This window comes from Lysinibacillus sp. NPDC093190 (assembly GCF_050280425.1).
GTDB lineage: Bacteria > Bacillota > Bacilli > Bacillales_A > Planococcaceae > Lysinibacillus.
In genome coordinates, this window is the sequence record NZ_JBNNVG010000031.1 from 1 (window position 1) to 13,589 (window position 13,589).

Consider the following 13,589-nt stretch of genomic DNA (forward strand, 5'->3'; position numbering starts at 1 on the left):
GAGTCACAGTGCCAAATGAAAAAAGCGAGGTATTCAACGATTTACTCGTTAAATACCTCGCGATGTGAGAAGGTATAGACTTTTTCAGTGCCCTCTTAATATGGACTCACTTTTTTTAGTTGTTGTAACCGAATGCGTAAACTTATTATTTTAATGTTCGTTTTAAAAACTCTTTTGTCCGTTCATGCTGAGGTTTTACTAAAACCTGTGATGGTGGTCCTTCCTCTACAATAACACCTTTATCCATAAATACAACGCGGTCTGCTACTTCTTTAGCAAATTCCATTTCATGTGTAACAATTAACATCGTATTCCCGGCATTCGCTAGCTGACGCATTACCTTCAATACTTCACCGACCATTTCTGGGTCAAGGGCTGACGTCGGTTCATCAAACAGCATTACTTCTGGGCTCATTGACAATGCTCGCGCAATCGCTACTCGCTGTTTTTGACCGCCAGATAGCTGCCTTGGCTTCGCATTGACGTATTGATCCATACCAACAATTTGCAAATATTTTAGAGCAACTTCGTCGGCTTCTTCCTTCGAACGCTTTAATACTTTCATTTGACCAACTGTACAATTTTTTAACACATTATGATTGTTAAATAAGTTAAATTGCTGGAATACCATACCTAAATGTGTACGGTATTCTTGGATATTATGCTTTTCGTCTAAAATGTTGTCACCTTTGTAAATAATTTGACCGCCACTTGGTGTTTCTAGTAAATTAATGCAGCGTAGTAGTGTTGATTTACCTGATCCGGAAGAACCGATTAAGCAGACAACCTCGCCCTTTTCTACTTGGAAATTTACATCCTTTAACACTTGGTTACGCCCAAATGATTTACTTAAATGCTCTATTTTAATAACTGTCATCTGTTCGTCCCCCTATACTGCTTCTTTCTGTTCTTTTTGGTAGGCATCTGGTCCATCCAGGCGTTTTTCTACATACAGTAAAATTCTTGATGCTGTGAATGTCATGATGAAATAAAGGACACAAGCTACAAAGAAGGATTCAAAATAGCGGAAGTTATTACCTGCAATCGACTTTGTTTGGAAGTATAATTCCGTAACCCCGATAACGTTTAAAACTGCTGTATCTTTAATATTCATAATTAATTGATTACCTGTTGCAGGTAATATATTTCGCGCAACTTGTGGTAATACAACATGTAGCATGATTTGAAAATGATTCATACCAATGGCCGATGCGGCCTCGTACTGCCCCTTATCAACGGAAACAATACCGCCACGCACAATTTCAGTCATATAAGCACCTGTGTTTAGTGCAACAACTAAAATACCTGCCGTAATAAAGTTCATATCAATACCAAATGCAATATCTAATCCGTAAAATACAACCATTGCTTGTACAATCATTGGTGTACCACGGAAGAATTCGACATAGCATGTTAGTATAAAATTAATGAGTTTTAAGCTATAGAATTTTAAACCCTTTTTACGAACCTTGATGGTATGCATAATTCCGATAAAAAATCCGATAAGTGCACCAATAATTGTACTAATAATCGAAATAAGTAATGTATAATACGCACCTCGTAAAAACATTTGCCAGTTGTTCTCAACAATAGAAATAATCCATTCAAAACTCATGATGTTCCTCCTAACAACGTTGTGTTGCTTGTTCGTTACAGTATCGTGTCTTAGCTGGGCCTTTTGTTTCTTTTATCTTATGAAACTTTTAGCTAAGACATTATTTTTTTAGAGAGATTCTTATTGTATAACTTGTATTGGGATTGCACGAGCTAGCAGATAGCCCGTGCATTCATGTTATTGTGCTGCTGGTTGCTGGTGGATTGCTTCTTCCATAATTTTTTGACGATTATCTTCAGAAATACCTTTTAAGATTTCATTGATTTTTTCAAGATCGGCATCACCTTTACGTAAACCAACTGCAATAGATGTATTTGAAATATCGGTATCGAAACCTTTTTCAAACTTTACATACGTAAACTTATCATTTGCAGCAGCAGCGGAAATACCTTCTGGTCGCTCTGCTACATAGCCGTCAATTTTTCCAGCTTCTAATGCTACACGCATTGCTGGGAAGTTATCCATTGCTGTTTGTTTTTTTACATCTTTGATTTGATCAATAACATTGTAGTTAGACGTATTTAATTGTGATGTAATTTTTGCACCAGAAAAATCTTGGATGGATTTTGCTTTTTCATATTTACTGCCTTTTTTGATGACCATTACAAAATCAGACGTATAGTAGTTTTCGGTGAAATCAATTGTTTGCTTACGCTCTTTAGTAGGTGACATTCCTGCAATGATTGCATCGATTTTGTTTGATTGTAGTGCTGGAACTAAACCATCCCATTCCAATTTTACGATAACTAATTCTTTTCCTAAGCCTTCAGCAATTTTTTTCGCCATTTGCACATCATATCCGCCTGCATATTCTGCATTATCGGCAATTTTTACTGCGCCATTTGTATCATTTTGCTGTGTCCAGTTAAACGGAGCATAACCTGCTTCCATCCCGATACGGAATTGGCCTCCGCTTTCACCCTTATCAGTATTTGCTCCCCCATCACTAGACGACGTCCCATCCTTTTTACCACCAGTACCACAAGCTGCTAACAAAATTGCAGTCATGACGGTCAACATTAATACCAACCATTTTCTTTTCATGTAAAACTCCCCTTTTCTGTAAAAAAATAAGACAACTGTACAAAAAAAGACCTAAGTTCTGAACTTAGGTCTTATCTTTTTTAACAGTTGCCCAAATCCTCACAATAATTTCCAACATTCCGAGATAGCACAACCTAGTAAACCTGGAAAGTAATTTACTAGGACAGTCCTGCACTTATTCACTGCAGACCCAGCATAAAAGTACGAGCTCCTTTTATACTTCGGCGATAGTTCCTTCTCCATTGCGTCTTCGCTTGCTTGAACTCAACAATGAACTAATAAATACCGCGCCTCTACCTCACAATAGGATAAATGTGAGGTTTGTATATTTAATTGATATTAAGATATTACTATAAAACTAAGTTATCCGTCAAGATAATTTTATTACTTTTCTGACTAATTACAATATTAGGGTTTTATTCTTTTATAATCCTTATATACAATTTTGCAAAGTAGAAAATGGTGTTTAGATTTGATAACGTAGGGGTTGATTTCCGTTCCGGCTTTGCGCTTTCCTGGGAACATCCAGCCTCACTCCAATCAACATATATACGTGTTACGTGTTTACGTGTTAATATGACTTTGAACATTTTAGAAAATTCGCAAATTTTTATCATAAAAGCTCTACACTAGTAATTCAAAAGAATCTGTTATTCCACAAAATTAAATTCTTTTATTCTATAACTTTATTACTACGTGAAGCTTTCTTAAAAAATTTTCTGAAAATGAGGAATGTTTTATGACAAGCAAAAAACCCTGCAAAACAATGTTCGCAGGGTTTTAACAAATTCAGGAATTAAGAATTTAATAATAAATCTTCTGGGTTTTCAAGTAGTTCTTTAACAGTTTTAAGGAAACCTACAGAATCTTTACCATCGATAATACGGTGGTCATAAGAAAGAGCTAAGTACATCATTGGGCGGATTTCTACTTCACCATTCACTTCAACTGGACGTTTTTTGATAGTATGCATACCAAGAATACCAGCTTGTGTACCATTCATGATAGGTGTAGACATTAATGAACCGAATACCCCACCATTTGTAATTGTGAATGAGCCACCTTGAAGATCTGCTAAACCTAATTTTTTGTCGCGTGCTTTTTTCGCTAGGTCTGCAATTGAATCTTCAATTTCTGCAAAGTTTTTGCGGTCAGCGTCACGTACAACTGGTACTACTAAACCTTCTTCTGTTGATACAGCTACACCGATATCAAAGAAGTTGTTTAAGTGAATTTCATCACCAGCGATTTGTGCGTTCACATATGGATATTTTTTAAGTGCTGCAACTACAGCTTTTGTGAAGAATGACATGAAACCAAGTTTTGAGCCAGTTGACTCGAAGAATTGGTCTTTTTTACGAGAACGTAAAGCCATAACGTTTGTCATATCTACTTCGTTGAATGTTGTTAACATTGCAGTAGATTGTTTTACTTCAAGTAAGCGTTTTGCAATTGTTTGGCGACGACGGCTCATTTTTTCAACTGTTACACGTGATTCATCTACAGCTGCAACTGCTTTAGGTGCTGCTGGAGCTGCTTGTGGTGCTGCCACTGGAGCTGTTCCATGAGCTGCTACGTCTTGTACACGTACACGGCCTTGTGGATCTACTGGAGATACAGCAGCAAGGTCAATACCTTTTTCACGAGCAAGTTTACGAGCTGCTGGAGATGCGATTACACGCTCACCAGAAGTTTCTTCTACAACTGGAGCTGCTGCAACTGGAGCAGGTGCCGCTTGTAGCGCTGCTGGAGCTGGAGCTGCTGCAACTGGTGCCGCTGGAGCAGGTGCTGCACCTTCGCCAGCTTCTACTACTGCGATTACTTGACCTACAAGTACAGTATCGCCTTCTTCAGCTAAAATTTGAGTTAAAACTCCCGCTTCTTCAGAAATGATTTCAGCGTTTACTTTGTCTGTCTCAAGTTCAACGATGAATTCACCTTTTTCAACGCGATCGCCCACTTTTTTTACCCACTGTGCGATACTACCTTCTGTAATCGATTCTGCTAATTCAGGGACTTTAATTTCAGCCACTTTCATTTCCTCCTTTAATTAACGTGCATTGTGCACATAAAAGGGCTACTGCCTAAGCAAGTAGCCCAGCTCTCAAAAATTATTATGTGATTATTTAACCTTTACAAGCTCAGCAACTGCTTCTTCTACAACTGCGGCTTGAGCTGCTTTATGAGAATCTGCATCACCTTCAGAAGTCGAGCTCATTGCAGGACGGCCTACATAACGTAGCTTTTTACCTTCTGAAAGGTCGTGTAATGTTTCTAATGCATAATTCCAAGAACCTTGGTTTTTAGGTTCTTCTTGTACCCAAACAACTTCTTTTACATTTGGATACTTAGCAATAATACCAGCAACTTGCTCTTTTGGGAATGGGTAAAGTTGTTCTACACGAACAATGTGTAAGTGATCGAAGCCTTCACCATCTTTAATACGGTCTGCAATATCGATCATTACTTTACCTGAACCTAATACAATGCGTTCTACAGCTTCAGTTTTTGAACCCAGGCCTGGTTGTTCAATTACTTCTTGGAATGAACCATTTGCTAATTGATCAGCATTTGCTGCAGCTAATGGGTGACGAAGTAAGTACTTAGGTGATACAACTACAAGTGGTCGTACGCCTTCTGTTCCTAACAATGCTGCTTGACGACGTAATAAGTGGTAATAGTTACCTGCGTTTGAGCAGTTTGCTACGAACCAGTTATTTTCTGCAGACATTTGTAAGTAACGTTCCATACGGCTTGAAGAGTGTTCTGGACCTTGACCTTCATAACCATGTGGTAAAAGAATAACTAAACCAGATTTTTGACCCCATTTAGCACGTGCACCTGAAATAAAGTTATCGAACATAACTTGTGCCATGTTAGCAAAGTCACCAAATTGAGCTTCCCAAACTGATAGTACATGGCCATTTTCTAAATTGTAACCATATTCAAAGCCCACTACCCCAGCTTCTGTAAGTGGAGAGTTGTGTACTGTAAATGATGCATTTGCACCTGAAATATGGTGAAGTGGCGTGAATAACTTGCCATTGTTTTTGTCATGTAACACTAAATGGCGTTGTGAGAACGTACCACGTTGTGCATCTTGACCTGTAAAACGAACTGGTGTGCCATCTTGAATAATTGTTGCATAAGCTAATGTTTCTGCATGACCCCAGTCGATTTTTGCAGAAGCAAATGCATCACGGCGTTTTTCTAAAATTTTGCCAAGTTTTTTCTGTGGTTCAAAGTTATCTTCAAACACTAAAAGTTCTTCGTTAATTTTTTCTAGACGTTCCGCACCAACTGCTGTATCAATTTGTGGGAATTCTACTTTTAATTCTTCTGGCATTTCTAAATGCTTGTGCTCATCTTTATCTGCCATTTCTTTTACATGATCATAAGCAGCTTGCATTTCTGCATAAATAGCTGTATCTAATGCTGCTACTTCATCAGTTGAAACTACACCCTCAGCTGCTAATTGAGCACCGTATAAAGCACGAACAGGTTCATGTTTAGAAACTAACTTATATGTTTCAGGGTTTGTAACAGTTGGATCATCAGTTTCATTGTGACCATGACGGCGGTAACCAATTAAGTCAACAACGATATCCTTACCGAATTTTTGACGGTAGCTAGCTGCGAAACGACCTACTAAAGCTACAGACTCAGGGCTATCTGCGTTTACATGTACAACTGGTACTTCGTAACCTTTTGCAGGGTCAGAAGAGTAAACAGATGAACGAGAGTCTTGTAGTTCAGTTGTAAATCCAATCATATTGTTAGCAATGATGTGGATTGTACCACCAGTAGTGAACCCTTCAGTTTTTGCAAAGTTTAATACTTCTGTTACGATCCCTTGACCTGGGAACGCAGCATCACCATGCACAAGAATACCTAAGCCTTTTGTACGGTTATGAATAGCTTGCCCTGGTTTAGAAGTGTCGTCTTGTGCTGCACGTGCAGTACCTAAAACAACAGGATTTCCTACTTCTAAGTGAGATGGGTTGTATGCAAGTTTAACATTCATACCAGTTTCACGGTTGTAAGAAGCACCCATGTGGTACTTCACATCACCAGTCCAACCTTTAGTAATTTCAAGGCGACCATTTTCTGGCATAAATAAATCATTAGATACATGTGCAAAGTCAGAGAACATCATGTCATATGGTTTATTTAAAATGTGTGTTAACACATTTAAACGACCACGGTGAGCCATACCAATACGTACATTTTCAACGTTATTTGCTTCAGCTGTTTTTAAAATTTCATCGAATAGGACGATTTGAGTATCTAAACCTTCACCAGAGAAACGCTTTTGACCTACAAAAGTTTTATGAATAAACTTCTCGAAATTTTCAACACGAGTTAAGCGATCTAATAAAGCTTTTTTCTCATTAGAAGCTAATGCTTGTTTAAATGAACCTGTTTCAATTTGTGCTTGAATCCAATCACGTTCTTCTGTTGTTACCACGTGATTATATTCAAATGCTACTTTTTCTGTATAAACAGATTTTAAGTAATCGATTGCATCTTTACCATTTTTCACGTTTGCTGGCACATCTTTGAAGAAGATAGCTGCAGGAATTTCAGCTAAATCTGCAGCGCTTAAGTTGAACGCGCTTTCTTCAATTTGAGCTGTTTGTAGTTCACGGTTATTCAAAGGGTAAATATTTGCCGCTAAATGACCGTGTGTACGAATTGTATCTGCTAGTTTCACAGCTGCTAACACTTTCTTATAATCGCCAGCAGGAGCTGCTGCATTACTAGCTACAGCTACTTCACCTTCTACTACTACTGGTGCACCAAATTGTTGGAATAATAATACTAACTCCGGTTCTACTTCTTCAGGAGACTGTAAGAATAAGTCGTATTGCTCCATCACATATCCTAAGTTAGGACCAGAGAAAGCTGACCATGGAGAACTTACAGTTGTAACGTTGTTCGACATGAAAAATGACCTCCAAATTTTGCCTTTCGGCAGTTCCATTAATTAAATTACAATTAATTATATAATATTTCTCCGCTCTTTAAAAGGATGTTTAACACAACATACCCCAAATTTAAAGAACGTTTTTTCCATCTCAATCTTACTACTCTTCACAAAAAATACAACTCTTTTTATCAAATTAAGCAATTTTTCTCCCAAAGGATAGAATAATTAAATAAAGCATGTATTTTCCTCAATATTTCAGCGGGAATTTCATCAAGAAAACGGTTCCAACATTTTTGACACTCTTGACTTCCACAGAGCTATTATATTTTTCAAGTAACATTTTTGTAATACTAAGTCCTAAGCCTGTACCGCCTATTTGACGATTTCTAGCCTCATCAACCCGATAAAAACGATCGAAAATGAACGGAATGTTTTCTTCCGCTATACCAATCCCATTATCTTCTATTTTTAAAAGTACCTCATTCCCAGAGACAGAAAGTGAAATTTGAACCTCAGGAATTTTTTCACAATAACGAATTGCATTTTCTATTATATTACGAATAATTTGGCTAAGTGCATTTTCTGTTATAAATAATCGCCCTATTTCTTCATCTTTCGACAGCGTTATTCGAGCTTCTGGATGAAGGCGTCTTGTTTCCTCTATAACAGCTTCTATAACAGCTACTGCATCAGCCTCACTTTTGATGTCCTTTTCTTCACGGCGCGCAAGTTCTAATAATTCTTCAATCATTTTACGCATCCGTGCAATTTCCGATAGAGAAGTATCAATAGATTCCTCTAAAATTTCTGGATCATCCTTTCCCCATCTTTTTAAAAGAGAGAGATGTCCTTCAATTGCCTGAATAGGTGTTCGTAACTCATGAGAAGCATCCGCAACAAATTGTTGCTGCTGTGCAAATGAAATTTGCAATTCATTCATCATCGCATTGTACATTTTCAATAGATCACCAATCTCATCGTGAGACGTGTAAGTTAATTGAATTGGTTCATTAAATCCTTTATCCATAACGGTTTTCATGGATGAACGTAGCGCACGTAATGGTTTCATCAAATAATTGGCAAGATAATAGCCAATAGATGCCGACAACAATAATGCTCCTAAGCCAGCTATTAGCATGGTAGTCAATAAATAATGCATCAAAGACTGGAACTTTGATAATGGATGAATCACTTGAATATACCCTTGAAAGAAACCGAGCTGAATCCGTTGATTTATGACATAAACATCCTTTTTATCAATCGTCATTTCAATAATTTCACCTATCGAGGTAAGTGGTGCAGCCTGTGCAGTATTATTAATACGAAGAATCTGAACGCCATCTGAATTAAACATTCTAATCGTTTGATCACGATCCGCAATAGAATCTATAAGACCTTTATTTTGCTGAATTTCCTGAATTGTAAGATTGGGTCCCTGTGACTCTAAAAAATACACCAAATCATCGCTTGTCCGTTTGATTTTACTTGCCTCGTCATTTAGTAGCCATGTATGTAGCGAAATATAAACGACAATACAAATAATCGTATAGCTAAAAAATATAACAGCACTTGATGTTAGCATCCATTTTCTTTGTAATGACTGATTGATTAAATAATCTCTCAATTTTTTCATTCACGCATCACGTACCCAACCCCACGAACGGTTTCGATATAGGCATTCATATCACCCGGCAGTTTTGTTCGCAAATGCCGGATATATACATCTACGACATTTGTCTCTATATCCGTATCATACCCCCAAACAGAGGTTAAAATTAGCTCTCGTGTACAAACTTTATTTTTATGCTCTATTAATAATTTAAGTAAATCATATTCTGTTTTCGTTAAATCAAGCTTTTTCCCTTGAACAAATACTTCATAGGCAGCTACATCCATTTCGATATCACGAAAATATAATGAACCCCCAATTTTTTCATCAGGTGCCACCCGACGTATAATAGTACGAATTCTAGCTAGTAGTTCTTCGATAGCGAATGGTTTTACTATGTAATCATCTGCACCAGCATCTAAGCCAGCTACACGATCCATCACAGCATCTCGTGCCGTTAACAATATAATAGGTACCTTTGACTGCGTACGTATTCGACGACAAATTTCAATTCCATTTATCCCCGGAAGCATAACATCTAATAACAGCACATCAAAATTTTCAGATGAAGCTAGCGCAAGTCCTTCACGTCCATCAAAAGCGACTAATACATCGTAGCCTTCATGCTTTAATTCTAGCTCCACAAAGCGAGCGATATGCTTCTCATCTTCCACCAAAAGTATTTTTTTAGGCATTTCTTCACCTTCTATTCTAAAATAACTATGAGGGGTTTCCTCTTTAATACTGTTATAGCATAACATCAAACAAAAAGTCTGTACCACAAGTAGCTACTTGTTTGTACAGACTTTTTTAACTTCTTTTAGCAAATGTTTTTTGTAGCGAAAGCGAAACGTCAGCTACAAATGTTCTTTGTACCGAAAGTAAAGCGACATGTTCAGAACTTTCTCACATCTATAGGTGGTAAGATGAATACTGTTTTTAAGTCATTTTCAGTGGATGTCCAAACAACCGCTGAAATAGAGGAACTCAGTCTAAGAACGCCACGTCCTGTGGCATTACCGAAATGACCGACATCGTGTCGGCCCTCATGCAGGCCTAAGCACAAAGCCGATTCCGTACGCATTGTTTATCTGTGCGAAAGCGAAGCGACAGCAACAATTATGCCGAGGCATAATTGATTAGGTGTCAGTAATATAAAGATTATTTTTTCCAATTTCCTTCGCTTTATATAAAGCTTGATCTGCTAATTCTAGCAATTCATTTAATGTTTGACCGTGATCCGGATAATAAGCGATACCAATGGAAGCAGTTGGAGCAAAGTGATGACTTTCGATCGTCCAACCCTTTTTTAGTTCATTACGGATGCGATTAATAATATCCATGATTTGCGTATGTCTCTTCTTATCATATTGAGTTAAACCTGTTAGGACGACAATAAATTCATCGCCACCCATACGAATCACTAAATCGTGGTTACGTACTGCAGTAATTAAAACTTGGCCAAACTTTCGGATAAAATCATCCCCCGTGTCATGGCCGTGCTGATCATTAACATTCTTAAAGTCATCCCCATCTATATAGAGCATAGCTAAACACTCATTACGTTCTTTTGCTTCTGCCAATAGTTTCGGAAACTCCTTGTGTAAAAAACGACGATTTGGTAGTTGTGTTAACGTATCGTGATAAGCTAAATATAATAGGTCATTCTCTCGTTCCTTACGATGAGTTATTTCACGAGATACCATCATAATTTGTGAAACTTTTTCGCGCTCTGGATCATGAACAACCGTTACGTTTCCCTCAGTCCAAACAGGCGTACCGTCCTTTGCCCTTAGCAGTAGCTCAAACTGTGTTTCCGTTTGACCCGAAAAATTATTTAGAAACGTTTGCCAAGCCTTCTTACTTTGTTCATCCACAATGTTGCTGTAAAACTGACCTTGTAATTCTACATTTTCGTAGCCTAAGAAAATCTCATAGGAAGGCGAAGTATAAATAATGATGCCATCTTCGTTAGTTATGACAATCAAATCATTTGTATTTTCTGTAATGAGACGGAATGTACGTTCAATATTTTTCAATTCTGTTAACATTCTTTTCTTGTCCGTAATATCATAGTTAATGGATAAATATTGTTCTGTCTCGCCAAATTCATTTTTTAATGGAACTATAGATGCTTCTACCCAAAAATCAGCATGGAATTTTGTACGGTAGCATAACTCCCCTCGCCAAATATTTCCCGCTTTAAGCGTTTTATAAATTAATTGTATTAAGTCCGCAGTATTGTTACGAGGCTCTATTAATTTATAAGGTTGATCTATTAGCTCTTCAGCCGTAAAACCAGTTGCAGTTAAAAACAAATCATTAATTTCTAGAATTTTAGAATCACTATCCAATACAGCAATGTACGCTGTAGAATTTAGAGCAGCCTTAAAAACCTCAAAACCATGTGATTTTGAGCGTAACTCTGCTTTTTGTTCAGTGAATTGTGTGCAATCCTGCATGAGAAGAAAAATAGCAAAAGAGTTATCCCCCTGCATAACAGGAGATAATGATACTAAATACGTGCGCTCTTTTTTATCCAGTGTATGAAGCTTGATGAATTTTTCACCAATATTTTCGCCCATAGCTGCTTTTTGTAAATAGTTTTGTATGTTTTCTACTTCATCTTCAGGAACAATTGGTAAATCGACGAATGATTGCTGTTTAACCGTTTCTGTATCTAATTCAAAGTCTTCCGTGAAGCTGGAATTCACCTCATAAATAGACCCTTCAGCCGATAAGATGACCGTTGAGAAAAAAGCATGATCAAACATTGAGCGCAGAAATAAAAACTTATCTTCGATGCTACGATCATAGAGAATCTCTTTTGTTATGGCTAAAATATAGTCTTCTTTATTATGTCTAAACGGCCGAACAGAAGTCTCATATTTACGAACTTCTGCTTTATAATAGGCATAATCCACATAGTCAACCTGACTATGCTTCGTAATTGCTTGATTGTAATTTTTTTGAATTAAAAAAAAATTGCGACTTGAGGTAAGGGTAGAAAGCATTTTCCCAATCGCCTCATGTGATAACAAAGCTCGAGCTGCTTGATTTAAGCGAATATATTGAAAATCGTCTCCCACTTTTTTCATTAAAAAGACAAAATCTTTTCCTATAAACAAGTCATTAAATAAGTCTTCGCTTAAAAGATATTCCATGCTGTCACCCCCATAAGTCGTTATTGTTACTATTTAAATAGAATTTTTATATAGTTTCTGTTTATACAAAAAAATCAATACTACTATTATAACATAATTTAAATAAATCACTCTTCTTGATTTAGAAAAATTATATCCTTTTTAGGATATAATTTGTTAATTTGCCTCTTTTGAAGAAATAACGTAATTCTAAAGAAACACTATCCAAATATTTTTGCTTAAAAAACTGATATTTTAGACTTAATGCTCCTAAAAAAATATATAAACAAAATTTAACTATCTATGCAATTATTTATTTTTCAGAATTTACTGACTGATAAATTTAATTTTTGTTTTAGCGAGTAAAACGATTGCATAAAGCAGTATGATTGTTATATTATATTAAAAAAACTAGCCTTTTTTCGGTATGGTCGAAAAATCAGTAAGACAGCGGGAGATTATGGATATCATAGTTTTAACGTCTAGTTCTTTGGGTTTTAATTCCAGTACGAATTTTAGTTTTCTTCTTTATGTTTTAAAGGAATTGTTTTAACTACCCTAGTAAAGGAGGCGTTTCGTATGCTTAAACATCGAGACCTACATGAATGTACAGAGCTTTATGAGCTATTATCACACCCTTCTGTTTTCCCATTTGTCCGTCAAAAAGCCACATCAGCTGATGAATATTGGTTTATGACAAAACAACTGATTGAAGAAGAAGCGGAGGGACTCGCTATTTCTAGAACAATTACTGATGATTGGGGTCAACCAATCGGCACCATTAGCATTCATGATGTGGAGGATGGTGCAGGCTTTTTAGGAACGTGGCTTGGACTCCCTTATCAAGGGCAAGGTTATAACCAAAAGGCGAAAATGCTTTTTTTGAATGAACTTTTTTTTGACTATAACTTCCATACGGTATTTCTCCGTATTCGTGTTGAAAATATTAAATCACAGCGTGCAGCCTTAAAGCTACCCTATGTTATGAGTGCGAATGAAAGTCACCCAACCTTATTAACACAGGTTAACAGCGGCGAGGCGCAATTTAATTTATATAAAATCCCTAAAGACTTGTTCTATCTTACAACAGCCAATCAAATGGCAGAAGGCGAAGAACAAGCGATGTAATCTAAAAAAAGCTATGTGTTCTGTCATGACAGGCACATAGCTTTTTTCTGGCTTGGCTACATATAATTGCAGTAATTGTGATTTAGTACAAGCTATTCAGAAGGCATCGACTACGAGTAC

General features: G+C 36.9%; 9 protein-coding genes and 1 riboswitch. Of the genes, 1 reads left to right on the forward strand and 8 read right to left on the reverse strand.

Annotation, left to right across the window (positions count from 1 at the left end; translation table 11 throughout):
- Positions 1–145: 145 nt before the first annotated feature.
- The 8 genes from ACQKOF_RS20230 to ACQKOF_RS20265 all read right to left on the reverse strand — a co-directional run bounded on the left by ACQKOF_RS20230 (position 146) and on the right by ACQKOF_RS20265 (position 12,362).
- Positions 146–877 carry an amino acid ABC transporter ATP-binding protein gene (locus ACQKOF_RS20230; RefSeq protein WP_427560949.1) on the reverse strand — a complete coding sequence of 244 codons (732 nt, stop codon included), beginning with the start codon at positions 875–877 and terminating at the stop codon, positions 146–148.
- Positions 878–889: 12 nt separating this feature from the next.
- Entirely contained in the window at positions 890–1,615 is a 726-nt protein-coding gene (locus ACQKOF_RS20235) for an amino acid ABC transporter permease (protein WP_370043407.1), read from the reverse strand.
- A gap of 177 nt (positions 1,616–1,792) precedes the next feature.
- Positions 1,793–2,659, reverse strand: a complete 867-nt coding sequence (locus ACQKOF_RS20240) for a transporter substrate-binding domain-containing protein (protein ID WP_427560953.1) — start codon at positions 2,657–2,659, stop codon at positions 1,793–1,795.
- Between the two features lie 117 nt (positions 2,660–2,776).
- A riboswitch (Lysine riboswitch) is annotated at positions 2,777–2,963 on the reverse strand.
- A gap of 492 nt (positions 2,964–3,455) precedes the next feature.
- Positions 3,456–4,691, reverse strand: coding sequence for a 2-oxoglutarate dehydrogenase complex dihydrolipoyllysine-residue succinyltransferase (gene odhB / locus ACQKOF_RS20245; protein ID WP_427560956.1), 1,236 nt, complete (start codon positions 4,689–4,691; stop codon positions 3,456–3,458).
- 90 nt (positions 4,692–4,781) lie between these two features.
- Positions 4,782–7,604 (reverse strand): 2-oxoglutarate dehydrogenase E1 component, encoded by a 2,823-nt coding sequence (locus ACQKOF_RS20250; RefSeq protein WP_427560959.1) that lies wholly within the window; start codon positions 7,602–7,604, stop codon positions 4,782–4,784.
- 232 nt (positions 7,605–7,836) lie between these two features.
- The gene (locus ACQKOF_RS20255; protein WP_427560961.1) at positions 7,837–9,222 is read right to left on the reverse strand and encodes an ATP-binding protein; all 1,386 of its coding nucleotides are present in this window, start codon (positions 9,220–9,222) and stop codon (positions 7,837–7,839) included.
- Positions 9,219–9,893, reverse strand: a complete 675-nt coding sequence (locus tag ACQKOF_RS20260) for a response regulator transcription factor (RefSeq protein WP_427560964.1) — start codon at positions 9,891–9,893, stop codon at positions 9,219–9,221. The genes ACQKOF_RS20255 and ACQKOF_RS20260 overlap by 4 nt, the downstream gene beginning before the upstream one ends.
- 444 nt (positions 9,894–10,337) lie before the next feature.
- Entirely contained in the window at positions 10,338–12,362 is a 2,025-nt protein-coding gene (locus ACQKOF_RS20265; protein WP_427560967.1) for a diguanylate cyclase domain-containing protein, read from the reverse strand.
- A 558-nt stretch (positions 12,363–12,920) separates the two neighbouring features.
- Between ACQKOF_RS20265 and ACQKOF_RS20270 the strand changes: the two genes are divergently transcribed.
- Positions 12,921–13,469 (forward strand): GNAT family N-acetyltransferase, encoded by a 549-nt coding sequence (locus ACQKOF_RS20270; protein WP_427560970.1) that lies wholly within the window; start codon positions 12,921–12,923, stop codon positions 13,467–13,469.
- Positions 13,470–13,589: the final 120 nt, after the last annotated feature.